The following is a 16,891-nucleotide window of genomic DNA, read 5'->3' as shown; positions in this document are numbered from 1 at the left end:
CAAATGGGGCCAAGGTTTTTCCGGGAACCCGTGAGCCTGCTCGTGCTGGGGGCAGCTATTGCCGCGCAAGGCGCGCCCGTCGCCGCGCAGGACCCGCCACCGCAAGTTGAGCAGACCGCAGCGGCGTCCGCACCGGAAACCGAACTGGCACTGAACCCCTCGCCGGAAGCCGGCCAGGAAGTCACGGATACGATCATCGTCACCGGATCGCGGATCCCGCGGCCCAATCTCACCGCGGTCAGCCCGGTGACGGTTGTCGGCTATGACGAGGTCGAGTTCCAGGGCGCGACCATGGTTGAGGAATTGCTCAACCGGTTGCCCCAAGTTGCGCCGTCCCAAGGCGCCTTCATCTCGAATGGATCAACCGGAACAAGTACGGTCGATCTCCGCAATCTCGGCGCCGAAAGGACGCTGGTCCTGGTCAACGGACGCCGGCTTGCACCAGGCGATGCATTCTCCGCGGAGCCGGACATCAATATCATCCCGACGACCCTGCTTGAGCGTGTCGAGATCCTCACTGGAGGAGCGTCATCGGTATATGGGTCGGACGCAATCGCCGGCGTCGTCAATTTCATCATGAACACCGACCTCGACGGGTTTCGGATCGACGGGCAAGCCAGCGTCTTCCAGCATGATAATCGCGATGAGGCTGGCCTCGGCGATGCGCTCGATGCGGCCGGTTTCGTTCATCCGGAAGGAAATAGGGTCGATGGCGGGCGGCAGAGCATCGACCTGGCCTATGGAACCGGGTTCCTCGACGACCGCGGGCATGTGACGCTCTACGGCGGCTATCGCAAAACAAGTGAACTCAGGCAGGATGCGAGGGACTACAGCGCTTGCACGGCCGACGTCGAAGATGATCTTGAAACATTAAGGTGCGGCGGTTCGACCGTGTCCTATCCGGGAAGCTTTTTTACCCGTTTCTCGCTGAACGGACCGCTAACCATCGGCCCCGACCGAACCTTCGAACCAGGCCTAATTCTATTCAACTTCGCACCGTGGAATTTCTATCAGAGATCCGGGCGCCGCTGGACGGGCGGAGGCTTTGCCGATGTAGAGATCAGCGACGCCTTCAAGCCTTATGCCGAGGTCATGTACATGAATGACCGGACGCTCGCCCAGATCGCACCGTCAGGCAATTTCCAGGACACGAGAAACATCAATTGCGACAGCCCGTTGCTTTCCGATCAGCAACGATCGCTCGTCTGCTTCGACGGAAACTTTGTCGGGCAGAATCCTGTCTTTGATGATGACGGGAATCTTGTCGAAATCCGTGGCTCGCCGATCCCGTTCACGGATCCCGTGAGCGGCGCGACCTATTTCAAAGGCAATCTTGCAGTTCAGCGGCGTGCCGTCGAAACGGGGGGACGGCAGGCCGATATCCGGCACAAGAACTTGCGGCTGGTCGGCGGCGTCAAGGGAGATCCGGTTCGCGGCATCAGCTATGATGCAAGCTACGTATTTCAGCGTGCCAAGTCGGACACCACGCAGAAGAACTATCTTTCCGCAACGCGCCTGGGACGTGCACTGGACGTTGTCCTGGACCCCTCAACCGGTGCGCCTGTTTGCCGATCGGTACTGACCGGAGAAGATCCGGCCTGCGTGCCTTGGGATATATTCGCGCTTGGGGCCGTGACACCCGAATCTACCGAATATCTCAGCATTCCGGGATCCACGGCAGGTGAGGTCAAGGAACAGATTGCCAATATCAATGCGACGGTCGAGCTTGGCGAATGGGGCATTCAAATCCCTTGGGCGGACGAAGCGCCTTCATTGAACGTTGGTGCCGAGTATCGAAAAGATAATCTCGACTATGTCCCCGACGAGGTCACGCAGAGCGGCGACCTGGCGGGCGCGCCCATGGATCCGGAAGTCCATGGATCGACCAGCGTCAAGGAACTGTTCGCCGAAGCCAGAATTCCGATCTTGACCGATCGCCTCGTCCGGCGGCTGGCGATCGAAGCGGGCTATCGAATGTCCTGGTATAAAGCCGGAGACTCCAGCTTTTCGACGAGTTCCTACAAGGTGGCACTCGACCTGACGGCGGTCGATGGGGTTCGCCTACGCCTAAGCCAGCAGCGTGCGGTCCGGGCGCCGAATATCATCGAGCTGTTCAGCCCGACAGCTGAAGACGCCTTCTTCATCGATCCTTGCGCGGGCCTTTCGCCGGACGCCACGGTGCAGGAATGCGAACTGACCGGTCTACCGGCGTCGTTATACGGGCAAGTTCTCGAGGTGCCTCCGCTCGGCTTCTTTGCCTATAATTCCAAAATCGGCGGCAACCTGGACCTCTATGAAGAAACCGCCCGCACCCGTGCCGCGGGTCTGGTGCTCGAGCCCCGTTTTCTTCCCAATTTCAATGCCACGGTCGACTGGTGGCAGATCCGGCTGGAGGACGCGGTCGCAAAGGTCGACGGCGACACCATCATGGGCAACTGCATCGGCACCGGCGATCCAGCTTTTTGCGAGCGTATTCACCGTGACGCCGAAGGCTCGCTCTGGTTGTCGGAAGAGGGATTCATCGATGCCCGCAATTTCAACATCGGCTCCATCAAGATTCAGGGCATCGATGTAGGTGTGAATTACAGGCACGATCTTGGCCGGATCGGAACCGCCAGCCTGGAATTCACCGGTAGTTATCTGGACAAGTTCGTCATCGACAATGGCGGCACTTCGACGCCTTTCGACTGTGCCGGGCACCACGGATACGGGTGCTTCGAACCTGTTCCCAAATGGCGTCACATAGCGCGGCTGACATGGGAAGGGCGCCAGGGGATTACCGTCTCGGCGTCCTGGCGATACACCAGCAAATTGACGTTCAGGGCTTATCCCGACTTCGACCCTATCCCGCCACCGGAAGTGCCCGATCAAAGCTTCTTCGATCTCGCCACTATCTTCCGGGTCGAGCCCCATTATTCATTGAGGCTCGGGGTAAACAACATCTTCGATCGGGAACCGCCGCTGGTTCTCTTCTGTAATGATGCTACCTGCAACGGGAACACCTTCCCGCAATGGTATGACCCGCTCGGCCGCTATTTCTTCGCCGGATTTACGCTCAATTTTTAACTGGGCTTCCGGCAAGGCGGAACGGTCCCAGCTCGGCGCGTTCCCGACTGATATAATCAAGGATCTTCTGCCGGGACTGCTCGAAGCGCGGATCCCCTTTAAGCAGCGCCAATGGCGGATCCAGGGCGAGGTCCGTCAGGATTGCCGGCGGCTCCGGAACCCAGCCCGCCTGCACCGACGCCGACAACCGCGCCGCGGCATCCGCCTTGCGGCCCTGGACCGCGAATATGCGCGCATAGTCGGCGTCAAGTCCTGCGCGGCCCGACCGATTGGCCTGTCCATATCTTGCACTGACTGCCGATTCCGCCGCTGCCAGCAGCCGTAGCGCTTCATCGGAATCGCCGGCTTGCTGCAAGGCGAGCGCGATGGGCGGCCCGAAATTGATCAATGCGACGTCCCCCAGCGCGGCTTCGAATTCGGCAGGGGAGGAGGCCGCCTCGCGATAGAGCGCCGCCAGGCGCGCGCCCCGGCCACTAAGCAAATATGTGCGGATGGCCGCATCGGCCAGCGGCGATGATGAAAAGAAGGTCCGTACGGGAAGATGCTGGGCCTCGATCATGTCCAGACCCTTCGGATCGTTCCGCCACAAATATGGCGCTGGCGGCGGTATGAAGGAGAAGTTGGCCTGGGCCTCGTCCAGATAGCCCAGTTTCAACAGTACGAAAATCAGCTCTACGCCAATGAGTCCGCGTTCATCGGGCGGGCTCGAGTTGAACGCGTTGATGCCGATGCGAGCAGCTTCGGAAACATCGCCCCTCTGAACCTCGATCGCCACACCGACCATGCCGGCCAGGACGGTTGCACCAAGTTTCTCCAGCCGCTCCCGCTCCTTGTTCGCCGCTACATAATTTTCATCCTCGAGAAGTATTCCGAGTTTGTTGAGTGTAGCCGGCCACCACAGAGGCTCGATCTCAAGCGCCCTCGAGTAGAGCTCGAACCGCTCGTCACGCTGTTCCTTGCGGTCGAGACTGTTGGCGAGCCAGTTTAGTGCCTCATAGTCACTGGGATCGAGCGCGATTGCCTTGCGAAACGATGCCTGCGCAATCGGACCCTTCTGGTCCAACGCAAAGCCAAGCGCCGCGTGGCCTGCTGCCAGATTTGGTGCGAGGGCAATGGCGCGGCGTGCGAACCCCTCCGCTTTGCTGGCATTGCTGGTTCCGCCCTCCTCAAAGGCGGCGGCAACGGAAAGGGTTGCCCAGCCCGGAGCGAAGTTCGGGTCCATCGCAACGACTTTCTGGAGCTGCTTCAAGGCGCTGTCATATTGCTCCATATCGCGACCGCGGATCTTGGATCGGGCATCGCTGTAAAGCGCATAGACCTCACCGGTCGTGGCGATGTTCTCCGGCTTGATTCCGCCGCCCTTCGCAAGCCGGCCTCGAATCCGGCCTTCGATTTCCTGCGCGATTTCCGACTGAAGCGCGAAGACATCGTCCAGTTTGCGATCGAACGTCTGGCTCCAGATTTGCGCGCCGTCCTTGGATCGCACCAGGCTGGTGCTGATCCGCAAGCGATTGGGGGCTGTCCGGACGCTGGCCTCGACCAGATAGTCGGCGGCGTTGCGAGCGGCGCTCATGCCCTTCTCGGCGAGCTCTTCCGACGTGTTCGGACCGAGCACGATCAGCTGCGGATTGCGCGACAGCGCGTGTCGTGTGTCTTCCCAGATGCCTTCTACAAGGCCGTCGTCGGTGCCACCGACGTTCTTGAACGGCAGGACGGCGACCCGTGGCGGCTTGTCGTCGCCAGCGCCGATCATTCCGGGAAGGAACATGACTGCCGCGACAACAAGCAGAAGCAACGCACCGACCGCCGCGATCGCCGTTCGCCGGTCCATCTTGAAGCGGCTCTTGGTTCGCGCTGGCTCTGCGAGCTGTGGAGGCGTGCCGGACACGACGGCGGAGACGCCATCGACGAGCTTCAGCCATCCGCGATGCTTGCGGTTGCCCTTCCACCCCGAAAGATCGGCGCACTGGATCTGGTTGAACGGCATCGGCGGCAGCGAGCCGTCGAGCTGGGCCTGCACCAGCTTGTTCTCGGTCCTGGCAAAGTCCGCTTCGGCCCGGACCCACTGCGATTGCGCCGCGTCCTTGGACCACAGCACCACTACCGCGACAGCGCCCCGCAGCCTCTGTTCGATGACGTCGGTATAGGCTCGGTGGGCGGGAAGCTGGTCGTCCCACCAGGCTTCGAAGCCGCTGGCCTTCAGCCCGCTTGCAACGCGCCGCGCGACATCCTCATTCGCCCGCGCATAGCTGATGAAGACCTCTGCCAAGCCCCAGCCCCCACAAGACTCGGACCGCTATAGCAACGAAGTCGAAAAATGTCCGCTCCCCCTTGGAGGAGCGGGCACTTCAGCTCCGGTTAGCCTACCAGACCTTCACGCGCTGCTCCGGCGCGAGGTAAAGCTTGTCGCCGGGCTTCACGTTGAAGGCCGTGTACCAGGCGTCGATGTTCCTCACCGTCAGCGCGCGATAATTGCCCGGGGCGTGGCCGTCGGTGGCGATGCGGGACTTGAGGGCCTCGTCGCGCATCTTGGTCGCCCAGCTTTGCGCATAGGCGATGAAGAAGCGCTGGTCGCCCGTCAGGCCGTCCAGCACCGGCGCTTCCTTGCCGCCGAGGCTCGCCCGATAGGCTTCATACGCCGCCTGCAGGCCCGCGACGTCCGCGATATTCTCGCCCAGGGTCAGCTTGCCGTTGACGTGCAGCCCCGGGAACGGCTCGTAAGCGTCATACTGCTTGGCCAGTGCGTCGCCGGACTGCTGAAACTTCGAGAAGTCCGCCGGAGTCCACCAGTTGCGGAGGCGTCCGGTAGAATCGAACAGCGCGCCATTATTGTCGAAGCTGTGGCTGATCTCATGCCCGATCACCCCACCGATCGCGCCATAGTTGAACGCCGCGTCGGCCTTCGGATCGAAGAAAGGCCTGACGAGGATCGCCGCGGGGAAGTTGAGCGCATTCTGCACGGGCAGATTGACGGCGTTGACCAGCTGCGGCGGCATCCACCATTCGGCCCGATCCATCGGCTTGCCGATCTTGGCGATCTGGTGCCGGTATTCCGACAACCCAGCGTTCTTGAGGTTGGCATAGGCGTCGGTCGGGCTGATCGTCAGTGACGAATAGTTGCGCCAGCTGTCGGGGTATCCGACGCCGACGACAATCGTCTCGACCTTCTTCAGCGCTTCCTGCTTGGTCGACGGCGCCATCCAGTCCAGCGCCTGGACCCGCTTGGCGAAGGCCCCCTTGATGTTTTCGACCATGCCCTGGATTTCGGTCTTGCTCTCGGCCGGGAAATATTTGGCGACATAGGCCTTACCGACCGCGTCCTGCAGCTGGTTTCCGACGGCGTTGAGCGCCAGCGCCTCGCGCGGCCGCTGCTGGGTCGCGCCGCCGAGCGCAGTGCCGTTGAAGGCAAAGCTGGCATCGCGGATCGCCTTGGGTAGCACGCTCGCCTGGTTGTCGAGCGTATGGAACGCCAGCCAATCCTTCCAGGCGTCTAGCGGCTGGCTTGCAACCAGCGCCGAAAGTCTCGGGATCGACCCGGCATGATAGGCCTGGAACTTCTGTGCGCTGCCAAGCTGCGCGGCGTTCAGCAGAGCGGCCCAATCGATACCGGGCGCATTCTTCTCAAGCTCGGCGCGGGTCCAGACCTTGGCGCCCTTGGAGAAATCTTCGCTCTCCTGCCGCGTCACATGGGCCTGGGCGATCTTGGTCTCGAGCGCGATGATCCGGTCTGCCGCGGCCTTGGGGTCGGCGTTGCCGGCCTCCTTCATCACCGTTTCGACATAGGTGCGATATTTGCCGCGCAGCCCGGCCATGTCGCCGCTGCCGCTCAGATAATATTCGCGCTCGGGCATGCCGAGGCCGCCCTGCATCAGGTAGGGGATCTGCTCGCCCGGCGTTGACAGGCCCTGCGTCACAAAAATGCCGAACAGGTTTCCCGTCGAGAAGTTCGTGGCGTTCAACGGATCGGTGTCCGCCCGCAGGGTCGATCCGATCGCCGCCGACAGGGCGCGCTTGTCGGCGATTGCCGCAATCGCATCGAGATCTGCCTTGGCAGGCGCCATGCCCGCCTTGTCGATTGCGTCGGTGTTCAAATAGGCATTGTAGAAGTCGCGGATCCTGGCCTCATCGCTCCCAGCCGCCGGGTTGGAGTTCAAGATGCCGTCGATCAGCTCCTTGGCATGCTTTTCGCGGACCTGGTCGGCGATGTAGAATCCGCCGACCGAGCTTCGGTCGGCCGGGATCTCAGTCGCGTTCATCCAGCCGCCGTTCGCATAGGCGTAAAAATCGTCGCCCGGCTTCACATTCTTGTCCATCGCCTTGAGATCGATGCCCGACGCGCTGACCGCGGCCTCGCCGGCTTCGGCGCTCTCCTGCTGCCTGCAGGCACTTGCGGTTATGGCGACCCCGGCACTGGCGAGCAGCAGGGCGATGATCTTCGTACGCATTTTTTTCTCCTGTGGGGCGGTGGTCTGATGCCGCCGCTTTGCAAGTCGCTTTGGGGACGCTACGCGCAACCGGACTAGAAGGTTTCGACAAACGGGGACTTAGGGCAGATGAGCGCACCGCGGCTCGACACGAAAATCGACCTGTCGTCGGACGAGGCACAGGCTCGCGCGGTGCACAACCGGGCGCTGGCCGACAAGCTTCGCAAGGACGTCGCCAAGGCGGCCAAGGGCGGCAACGAGAAGTCGCGGGAACGCCATGTGTCGCGCGGCAAGCTGCTTCCACGCGACCGGGTCGAGCGGCTACTGGATCCCGGCTCGCCATTCCTTGAGATCGGCCAGCTTGCCGCCTGCGACCTCTATCACCGCGAGGTTCCGGGAGCAGGAATGATCGCCGGCATCGGCCGCGTATCGGGACGGCAGGTGATGATCGTCTGCAACGACGCCACGGTGAAGGGCGGCACCTACTATCCGATGACGGTGAAGAAGCATCTCCGCGCACAGGAAATCGCGCGCGAGAACCGCTTGCCGTGCGTCTACCTGGTCGACAGCGGCGGCGCCAACCTGCCGCATCAGGCCGAGGTCTTCCCCGACCGCGAGCATTTCGGGCGCATCTTCTTCAACCAGGCGCAGATGTCGTCGCTCGGCATCCCGCAGATTGCTTGCGTCATGGGGAGCTGCACTGCTGGCGGCGCCTATGTCCCCGCGATGAGCGACGAGAGCGTCATCGTCCGCAATCAAGGCACCATCTTCCTCGCCGGGCCGCCGCTGGTGAAAGCTGCCACGGGCGAGGAGATCAGCGCCGAGGATCTGGGCGGTGGCGATTTACATGCGCGCAAGTCGGGCGTGGTCGACCATCTAGCCGAGAATGACGAACATGCGCTGACGATCGTCCGTGACATCGTTTCGCACCTCGGCGGCGAGGCGGGGGCAGGGATCGACCTGCGCGAGCCTCGGCCGCCGCTCTACGACGCCGAGGAGCTATATTCGATCATCCCCGAGGATGTCCGCGCGCCCTATGACGTGCACGAGGTGATCGCGCGCATCGTCGACGGCTCCGAATTCCACGAGTTCAAGCCGCTATTCGGAAGTTCGCTGGTCTGCGGCTTCGCCCATATCTGGGGCATGCCGGTCGCGATCCTCGCCAACAACGGCGTTCTGTTCAGCGAGAGCGCGGTCAAGGGCGCACACTTCATCGAGCTGGCCTGCCAGCGCCGTATCCCGCTGCTGTTCCTGCAGAATATCTCGGGATTCATGGTCGGCGGGAAATACGAGGCGGAGGGTATCGCCAAGCATGGCGCCAAGCTGGTCACCGCCGTCGCCACCGCGACCGTGCCCAAGGTTACTATTTTGATCGGCGGCAGCTTCGGCGCAGGCAATTACGGCATGTGCGGCCGCGCCTATTCGCCCAGGTTCCTGTTCAGCTGGCCCAACAGCCGGATCAGCGTGATGGGCGGCGAGCAGGCGGCAAGCGTTCTGGCCACCGTCCATGCCGACGCGGCCAAATGGACTCCGGAAGAGGCGGAGGCCTTCAAGCAGCCGATCCGCGACGATTATGAGGCGCAGGGCAACCCGTGGCACGCCACAGCGCGCCTGTGGGACGACGGCATCATCGACCCGGCCCAGACGCGCGATGTCCTCGGCCTCGCCTTCGCCGCGACGCTGAATGCGCCGATCCCGGACCGGCCGCAGTTCGGCGTGTTCCGGATGTAGGTTTTTTTCCGTCACCCTGAACTTGTTTCAGGGTCCATGTTTGAAAAGTGCAATGCAGGTGGAGGAATGGATGCTGAAACAAGTTCAGCATGACGGAATGAAAACCAGTTGGACTCGCGAGGAGATCGCGGACCTCTTCGACCTGCCGTTCACCGAGCTCGTCTTCCGCGCCGCGGAGGTTCACCGCGCCCATCACGCGTCGGGGGAGGTGCAGCTGTGTACCCTCTTGTCGATCAAGACCGGCGGCTGCCCGGAGGACTGCGGCTATTGCTCGCAATCGGCGTCCGCCAAGTCCGGTCTCAAGGCCGAGAAATTGATGGATGTCGATGCCGTCCTCGCCGCTGCCGCCGAGGCCAAGGCCCACGGCTCCCAGCGATTCTGCATGGGCGCGGCATGGCGCGAGCCCAAGAACCGCGACATGGGCAAGGTCTGCCAGATGGTCGCGGAGGTGAAGGCGATGGGCCTCGAAACCTGCATGACGCTCGGGATGCTGACGGGAAGCCAGGCGCGGCAGCTCAAGGATGCTGGCCTCGACTATTACAACCACAACATCGACACTTCGCCCGAACATTATGGCGACATCATCACAACCCGAACTTTCCAGGATCGGCTCGATACGTTGGAGGAAGTGCGCGGCGCGGGCATCAGTGTCTGCTGCGGCGGGATCGTCGGCATGGGTGAAAGCCGCACCGATCGCGTCGGCTTCATCCACGTGTTGGCAACCCTGCCGCGCCACCCCGAAAGCGTTCCCATCAATGCCCTGGTACCGGTCAAGGGCACGGTTCTTGGCGATATGTTCGCCGGCGAGCGGATGATCGACGACATCGAGTTCGTCCGCACCGTCGCCGTGGCGCGCATCACCATGCCGCGATCGATGGTGCGCCTGTCGGCCGGCCGCGAGAGCATGAGCGAGGCGACGCAAGCGCTGTGCTTCCTTGCCGGCGCAAATTCGATCTTTACCGGCGACAAGCTGCTCACCACGGCCAATGCCGGCGACAGCGCCGACGCTGCGATGCTCGCCAAGCTCGGCCTGAAGCCGATGACGGCTGAGGAGCCGATGCGGAGCGAGGCGGCATGATAAATCCTCCCCGTACCGGAGAGGACCTTTTGTGACCCGCTCGGCGCCTACCTTTCTGGCGTGCCTGGCCCTTACGGCTTGCGGCCAGGGCGAACAACCGGTGAGCAATACGGTTTCGACCGCGAGCGCCGTGGAGCAGCCAGCCGCAGAAAAATGCGCTCCGCTAACCCTGGCCATGGCAGACAATGCCCAATTGGAATCGGCGCTGATGGACGAAACCAAGGCCAATTTCGCGGCGGCGTTCAAAAACGCCTGCGACAAGGGATTGCTGACCGAAAAGCCGCTGATCGACCCAAAGGCGACGGATCAGGGCAAGCTGTTCCTCATCAACGCGCCGGAAGCGAACGTCGCGTCGATCTACCTCAGTGAGGTCGATGGAAGCCGGATGGTGCTGGAATATCCGTTCCTCACCACCGACGGGAAGTCGCAGGTGCCGACTGCTGACGAGCTTGAAGAAGCAATCTATTGCGCCGTGCGCGGAGCAACACCCGAAGAACAGGAAGCGACCGGCCGATGCCTGGTGGATTGATCAAGTCACTACTCATTGCAAACCGCGGCGAAATCGCCTGCCGGATCATTCGCACCGCGCGAAAGCTCGGAATCCGCACGGTCGCGGTCTATTCGGATGCTGACGCCAAGGCGCTGCACGTCCGCATGGCGGACGAAGCCGTTCACATCGGCCCCAGCGCGGCGCGAGAATCCTATCTGGTCGGGGAAAAGATCATCGCCGCTGCCAAGGCTACAAAGGCGCAGGCGATCCACCCCGGTTATGGCTTCCTGAGCGAGAATGCCGACTTCGCCGAAGCGGTGATCAAGGCGGGGCTGACCTGGGTCGGTCCGAAGCCGGACAGCATCCGCGCAATGGGCCTCAAGGATGCCGCCAAGAAGCTGATGGCCGACGCCGGTGTGCCGGTGACGCCGGGTTATCTCGGCGAGGACCAGTCGCCAAAGCGCCTGCAAAATGAGGCCGACGCGATCGGCTATCCGGTGCTGATCAAGGCGGTCGCCGGCGGCGGCGGCAAGGGCATGCGCAAGGTCGACGCTGCCAAGGATTTCGAGGACGCGCTGGAAAGCTGCAAGCGCGAGGCGGCGTCGAGTTTCGGTGACGACCGCGTCCTGATCGAGAAATACATCCTCTCTCCGCGCCACATCGAGGTTCAGGTGTTCGGCGACAGCCACGGCAATGTCGTCCATTTGTTCGAGCGCGACTGCTCGCTCCAGCGGCGGCACCAGAAGGTGATCGAGGAAGCGCCCGCGCCAGGCATGGACGAGGCGACTCGCCAAGCAGTTTGCGGTGCGGCAGTGCGCGCCGCCAAGGCGGTCAACTATGAGGGCGCCGGGACGATCGAATTCATTGCCGATGCGTCCAAGGGCCTCAAGGCCGACCGCATCTGGTTCATGGAAATGAATACCCGTCTGCAGGTCGAACATCCGGTGACCGAGGAGATCACCGGCCAGGACCTGGTCGAATGGCAGCTGCGCGTTGCGAGCGGCGAGAGGCTTCCGCTGACGCAGGACGAGCTGTCGATCAACGGCTGGGCCATCGAGGCGCGGCTCTATGCCGAGGATCCCGCCAAGGGCTTCCTTCCGAGCGTCGGGCGGCTCGAACATTTCGATCTCGGCGACGAAGGCCGCATTGAGACCGGCGTCGAGGAGGGCGATGCCATTTCGCCCTTCTACGACCCGATGATCGCCAAGCTGGTCGCGCGGGGCGATGACCGCGCCGACGCGATCGCTGAGCTGGCGGGCATCCTCGACGAAGTCGAAGTCTGGCCGGTGAAGACCAATGCCGGCTTCCTGTTCAGCGCATTGCTGGACGAAGATTTCGGCCGGGCCCGGCTCGACACCGGCTTCATCGAACGGAAGCTGGACGAACTCGTACCCGATCCGGAGCCGGACGAAGCGATCTGGCGCGGGGCCGCAGCCGTTGCCACGGCGGAAGATGAGGAAGAGTCGCTTGGCGATCTGACTGGCTTCCGCCTGAATTCCTCGCCGAGCCTCGGCGTTGCCTTGGGTCGCGGCGGCAAGTTCCAGCGCGTCGAGCTCGAAGACGGCGAGCCCTTGGCCGCGGTTTCCGGCTTCCGCGATGAGGAGCGGGTCGTCGTCTTCTACGAAGGCCAGGCCTATGAATTCGACCGCTCGTCGCGCGGCACCGTCGGCGCGGCCGCCGGGGACGGCGCGATCATCGCCCCGATGCCGGGCAAGGTGACCAGCGTCGAAGTTTCCAAGGGCGACAAGGTTTCCAAGGGACAACGGTTGCTGACCCTGGAGGCCATGAAGATGGAACACGGCCTGACCGCTCCCTTTGACGGGGTGGTCGCCGAACTGAACGCAAAAGCTGGCGCGCAAGTGCAGGTCGATGCAGTGCTGGCGAAGGTCGAGAAGGAAAAGCCGTCGTCCTGAACTTGTTTCAGGACCCATTTTCGAGCATCGGCGGACGTCAACGGAATGGATGCTGAAACAAGTTCAGCACGACGGCTTGAAGGGTGAAGATATGAAGATCGACGGAGCAGCAGCAGTCGTCACGGGCGGCGCATCGGGTCTGGGCGAAGCGACGGCGCGGGCACTGGCCGCCAAGGGCGCGAAGGTCGCCATCTTCGACCGCGACGCCGACCGCGGCGAGAAGGTCGCGGCCGAAATCGGCGGTATCTTCTGCGAAGTCGATGTGACGAGCGACGAGAAAGTCGCCGCCGCCTTCGAAAAGGCCCGCGCCGCCCACGGTCAGGAGCGGATCCTGGTCAACTGCGCAGGCGTTGCCAACGCGGTGAAGACGGTCGGCAAGGACAAGGCGACCGGCGAGCTCAAGAAATATCCGATGCATCAGTTCGAACTGGCGATCGGCATCAATCTAATTGGCACGTTTCGCTGCATTTCCCACTCGGCCTATGGGATGGTCCAGGGCGAGCCGCAGGAAGATGGCGAGCGCGGCGTGATCATCAACACCGCCAGCGTCGCTGCGCAGGACGGGCAGATCGGCCAGGCGGCCTATTCGGCGTCGAAGGCCGGCGTTCTCGGCATGGCCCTGCCGATTGCCCGCGACCTGATGAACGACGGCGTTCGCGTGAACACCATCCTTCCGGGCGTGTTCAAGACGCCGATGGTCGCGATGATGCCGCCCAACGTCCAGGACGCGCTGGCAGCGCAGGTACCCTTCCCGAAGCGCCTCGGCCAGGCCGAGGAATATGCCCGGCTAGCGGTGTTCATCGTCGAGAACAGCTATCTGAACGCCGAGAGCATTCGCCTCGACGGCGGTATCCGGATGGCGCCGCGTTGAGGAGTAGCTGCACCTCCGTTCGTCCTGAGGAGCCGGTGAGCCTGTCGAACCGGCGTCTCGAAGGGTTGTCCTTCGAGACGGGCCTTCGACTTCGCTCAGTCCCTCCTCAGGGCGAACGGTGATGAACCCTAAGGAAAAGGCCCTCCTCGAAGCTCTGGTCGTCGCGGCACGTGCGGCCGGCGCCGAGATATTGAAGCTGGTCGAAGCGGGCTTCGAGGTCGAGACCAAGTGCGACGCCTCGCCGGTCACGATTTGCGATCGGGCGGCGGAAGCGATCATCCTGGAATTCCTACGGCAGGCGGCGCCGGGCGTTCCGGTGATTGCGGAAGAGGAAGTGTCCGCAGGACGCATTCCCGCGCATGACGATACCTATTTCCTGGTCGATCCGCTCGACGGGACCAAGGAGTTCATACGCGGCGGCGATGATTACACCGTCAATATCGGCCTCATCGCCGAGGGCGTGCCGCGCCTTGGCGTCGTCTACCAGCCCGCAATGGACCGCCTTTGGGCGGGCCTCGCCGGGCATGGCGCTTTCCTGGAGGAAGGCGGGGCGAGGAAGGAAATCCACTGTCGCCCGCTTGGCGAGCAACGTGCCGCGGTCGCATCCAAGTCGCATTACAACCAGGCGACCGATGATTATCTCGCCGAGGCGATTGGGCTTTGCGACCATGTGTCGGTCGGCTCATCGCTCAAATTCTGCATCGTCGCGGAAGGGCAGGCCGACATTTACCCGCGCCTGTCGCCCACCAGCGAATGGGATACAGCGGCCGGCCATGCGGTCCTGCTTGCCGCGGGCGGACGCGTCGATGGGCCTGATGGCGGCCCGCTGAGCTACGGCAAGAAGGCGTTCCTCAATCGCGGCTTTTGCGCGACGGCTGGCTGGCAAGCCCCCCCGATCGGCCCGTTCATGGAGCCGTTTGCGGGTGGCGGCGATATTTCTGAAGGCGTCTAATATCAATCAGATATAACTTGCCCTAGGTTATATTAATACTAATCTATACTATATTACCGCAAAGTATTTCGATGATCCATTTTGGAGTCTATTCAGGCTAACAATGCTCCGGTTTCGTAGTTAAAAGCATCCCGCTCGGTTCAATTTCGTCGGAGTTGTTAGACGATGGATGCGCGCACTTGCCAAAATTCTTCCAATTTCGGCGATTATGCCGGTCTTCCTCCCATCCTGATCACCGCAACATCGGATGAGGCTCAGGCGCGAGCTGTCTTGACTGCCGAATCTGGTGGTTTTCGCGCCGTAGCCGTTCCACTGGAAGAGGCTGCGGAACGCATTGAACTCCAGCCGCAGGCCAGCGCGATCTGGCTTGAGCTCGACCGGGACCTCGGGCCCGAACTCGATCATCTGCTGGATAAGGTCGAGGCCAATGCCGTCTTGGATCAGTGTCCGGCGGTCATCACGTCGCCGCTACCGCTGATCGACCGGATCATGGCGCGGGTCACGGATCCGTCCGTGGAAATGCTGATCGATCCTTCGGTATCGGAGCGGGCCACCGCCCTCGCGCTTGCGATGGCTCGGCGATCCGCTGGTGACCGGCTTTACGACATAACGAAGGAACCTGGCGCGATCCGCCTCCAGCAATTGTCGGACGAAGTCAGCAGGATTGCGGCGACCCTTGCACGCTTGTCGGTCGTGCCAAAAGAGCAAGGCGTGGAAATGCCGGTTCCGGCGACCGGAGACGTGCCGGCCGTTTCGCTGGACATGGTTCGGCAGGTCATTCGCGCGCGACGGCTGAGGTCCCGATTCTTCGATGAAGAACTGTTCGCCGATCCCGCGTGGGACATGCTGCTTGACCTCCTACAGGCAGAAATCGCCCAGCATCGGGTCCCCGTATCGTCTCTCTGCATTGCCGCCGCGGTGCCGCCGACGACGGCGCTCCGCTGGATCAAGACGATGACGGATCTTGGCCTGTTCAATCGGCGAGCCGATCCCCATGATGGCCGCCGCATCTTCGTCGAGCTTTCCGCCGGAGCAAGTCAGGCGATGCGCCGCTATTTCGGAGAGGTTGGACGGTTGGCGCCCGCCTAATTCCTCCCCGGAACGGGGAGGGGGACCATGTAAAACATGGTGGGCGCTGACGGGCTCGAACCGCCGACCCTCTCGGTGTAAACGAGATGCTCTACCAACTGAGCTAAGCGCCCGCGCATTGCGGAAGCGCGCCGATGCCACGCTACCCTCGTGAGGGCAAGTGTCGTTCTCGCTTATGGCCGGAATGGGTGGAAAGCGGACATAAGCGCGAGGCAAGGCATGATGCGCCGATCTGGCGCGATATGTTCGCCATTTGGGAGGCGGCTGGCTAGGCGCGATGGCGCTTGCGCCAGGCCGACGGGCTCTCGCCGAACTGCCGGTGAAACCAGCGGGAAAACGCGCTGGCAGAGGAGAAACCGAGTAGCTCGGAAACCTCGTAGAAAGTTTTGCGCCCCGAAGTCAGGTAACTGGCCGCCAAGTCCGCCCGGACTCCAGCAATCATCTTATTGGCACCGCCACTGGCGACTAATCGTCTGTGCAGCGTCCGGCGGTCGCAGCCTAGATGCTTGGCGATGTTACCAACCGAACAGCGGCCGGTCGGCAGCAACCTTCGCGCAATGTCGCGCGCCTGTTCGTCTGTGGCCTCGGCGAGACTGCCGAGCTGTGCTTCGGCGCGCCGCTTGACCTGGTGGCCAATGTCGGGGTCAGCCGCCGGCACGGGAATGTCCAGGTCCTTAGAGCGGCATACGAGGGCATCGCCGTCCTGCTGGAACAGGACTGCGCAGGCGAACACGCGACGGTGGGTCTCTAGCTTTGACGGATCAGCGTGAGAGAAGTTGACAGCCGTAGGACGGAAGCTGCCATGCGTCAGGTGCCTTAGCGTTCGCAGCACGATGGCCATCGCCATTTCCGTTCCCTGTCGGCGGTTGGTCCAGCCGCCCGCCCTTGGAACAAGGTGAAGCAGGCCAAGGTCATCTACCTCTTCAAGAATCAACCGGAATGCATTGTTGTGCAGTCGTGAGTATCTGACGATCGATTGAACAGCGGCTCGAAGTGTCGGCTCATCGCGGATCAGGAGGGCAAGGTCCCCCAGGTTCGCGACGCTACGGGTCTCCGCAAGGCGCAGACCGAAGTCCACGCAGTCGGTCCGCCGCGCTGACTCCTCCAGTAGCCACATCACCGCGTCACCGCTGATCGGGAGATCGGGATCCGATAACGCCCCTATCGGTAGTTTCGCCTCCTTGAGCATGGCCGCCGGATCGAGCCCGACAGAGAGGGCGAGCGGCCCGTAGCCAGTCAGTGTCGCGCTGCGGGTCAGAAGCGGCACCGGGGTCTCC

General features: G+C 62.6%; 11 protein-coding genes and 1 tRNA gene. 8 read left to right on the top strand and 4 right to left on the bottom strand.

Going from position 1 to position 16,891, the window contains the following annotated elements; genetic code table 11:
- Nucleotides 1-3: 3 nt before the first annotated feature.
- Nucleotides 4-3,066, top strand: a complete 3,063-nt coding sequence (locus LZ496_RS04625) for a TonB-dependent receptor domain-containing protein (RefSeq protein WP_249903412.1) — start codon at nucleotides 4-6, stop codon at nucleotides 3,064-3,066.
- Here LZ496_RS04625 and LZ496_RS04620 read toward each other — a convergent pair.
- Entirely contained in the window at nucleotides 3,056-5,335 is a 2,280-nt protein-coding gene (locus tag LZ496_RS04620) for a TIR domain-containing protein (RefSeq protein WP_249903411.1), read from the bottom strand. The two genes, LZ496_RS04625 and LZ496_RS04620, sit on opposite strands and share 11 nt — an antisense overlap.
- A 94-nt stretch (nucleotides 5,336-5,429) precedes the next feature.
- The gene (locus LZ496_RS04615) at nucleotides 5,430-7,511 is read right to left on the bottom strand and encodes a M13 family metallopeptidase (RefSeq protein WP_249903410.1); all 2,082 of its coding nucleotides are present in this window, start codon (nucleotides 7,509-7,511) and stop codon (nucleotides 5,430-5,432) included.
- A gap of 108 nt (nucleotides 7,512-7,619) precedes the next feature.
- On the opposite strand from LZ496_RS04615, the gene LZ496_RS04610 reads away from it, so the two are divergent.
- The 7 genes from LZ496_RS04610 to LZ496_RS04580 all read left to right on the top strand — a co-directional run bounded on the left by LZ496_RS04610 (nucleotide 7,620) and on the right by LZ496_RS04580 (nucleotide 15,614).
- Nucleotides 7,620-9,221 (top strand): carboxyl transferase domain-containing protein, encoded by a 1,602-nt coding sequence (locus LZ496_RS04610; RefSeq protein WP_249903409.1) that lies wholly within the window; start codon nucleotides 7,620-7,622, stop codon nucleotides 9,219-9,221.
- A 70-nt stretch (nucleotides 9,222-9,291) separates the two neighbouring features.
- Nucleotides 9,292-10,299, top strand: coding sequence for a biotin synthase BioB (bioB, locus tag LZ496_RS04605; RefSeq protein ID WP_249903408.1), 1,008 nt, complete (start codon nucleotides 9,292-9,294; stop codon nucleotides 10,297-10,299).
- 100 nt (nucleotides 10,300-10,399) lie between these two features.
- Nucleotides 10,400-10,828: a hypothetical protein gene (locus LZ496_RS04600; RefSeq protein ID WP_249903407.1), complete on the top strand. Its 429-nt coding sequence runs from the start codon at nucleotides 10,400-10,402 to the stop codon at nucleotides 10,826-10,828.
- The gene (locus LZ496_RS04595; RefSeq protein ID WP_249903866.1) at nucleotides 10,825-12,702 is read left to right on the top strand and encodes an acetyl/propionyl/methylcrotonyl-CoA carboxylase subunit alpha; all 1,878 of its coding nucleotides are present in this window, start codon (nucleotides 10,825-10,827) and stop codon (nucleotides 12,700-12,702) included. The genes LZ496_RS04600 and LZ496_RS04595 overlap by 4 nt, the downstream gene beginning before the upstream one ends.
- Nucleotides 12,703-12,793: 91 nt before the next feature.
- A complete protein-coding gene (locus LZ496_RS04590) occupies nucleotides 12,794-13,573 on the top strand; it encodes an SDR family oxidoreductase (protein ID WP_249903865.1) in 780 nt (259 codons plus the stop codon).
- A 121-nt stretch (nucleotides 13,574-13,694) separates the two neighbouring features.
- Nucleotides 13,695-14,525: a 3'(2'),5'-bisphosphate nucleotidase CysQ gene (gene cysQ, locus LZ496_RS04585; protein ID WP_249903406.1), complete on the top strand. Its 831-nt coding sequence runs from the start codon at nucleotides 13,695-13,697 to the stop codon at nucleotides 14,523-14,525.
- Between the two features lie 270 nt (nucleotides 14,526-14,795).
- The gene (locus tag LZ496_RS04580; protein ID WP_249903405.1) at nucleotides 14,796-15,614 is read left to right on the top strand and encodes a MarR family winged helix-turn-helix transcriptional regulator; all 819 of its coding nucleotides are present in this window, start codon (nucleotides 14,796-14,798) and stop codon (nucleotides 15,612-15,614) included.
- A gap of 37 nt (nucleotides 15,615-15,651) precedes the next feature.
- Here LZ496_RS04580 and LZ496_RS04575 read toward each other — a convergent pair.
- Nucleotides 15,652-15,727, bottom strand: a tRNA-Val gene (locus LZ496_RS04575).
- A gap of 155 nt (nucleotides 15,728-15,882) precedes the next feature.
- Nucleotides 15,883-16,881: an AraC family transcriptional regulator gene (locus LZ496_RS04570; protein WP_249903404.1), complete on the bottom strand. Its 999-nt coding sequence runs from the start codon at nucleotides 16,879-16,881 to the stop codon at nucleotides 15,883-15,885.
- Nucleotides 16,882-16,891 lie beyond the last annotated feature (10 nt).

Origin of the sequence: Sphingomonas caseinilytica (assembly GCF_023516455.1) — a bacterium.
GTDB lineage: Bacteria > Pseudomonadota > Alphaproteobacteria > Sphingomonadales > Sphingomonadaceae > Sphingomicrobium > Sphingomicrobium caseinilyticum.
The sequence above is the reverse complement of the archived record's forward strand: the minus strand, read 5'-3'. Positions and strand labels throughout refer to the sequence as shown.

Coding starts and splice junctions, on each gene's coding strand:
- LZ496_RS04625 (WP_249903412.1), top strand. CDS start 4: ATGGGGCCAAGGTTTTTCCGGGAACCCGTGAGCCTGCTCGTGCTGGGG.
- LZ496_RS04615 (WP_249903410.1), bottom strand. CDS start 7,511: ATGCGTACGAAGATCATCGCCCTGCTGCTCGCCAGTGCCGGGGTCGCC.
- LZ496_RS04610 (WP_249903409.1), top strand. CDS start 7,620: ATGAGCGCACCGCGGCTCGACACGAAAATCGACCTGTCGTCGGACGAG.
- bioB (WP_249903408.1), top strand. CDS start 9,292: ATGCTGAAACAAGTTCAGCATGACGGAATGAAAACCAGTTGGACTCGC.
- LZ496_RS04590 (WP_249903865.1), top strand. CDS start 12,794: ATGAAGATCGACGGAGCAGCAGCAGTCGTCACGGGCGGCGCATCGGGT.
- cysQ (WP_249903406.1), top strand. CDS start 13,695: ATGAACCCTAAGGAAAAGGCCCTCCTCGAAGCTCTGGTCGTCGCGGCA.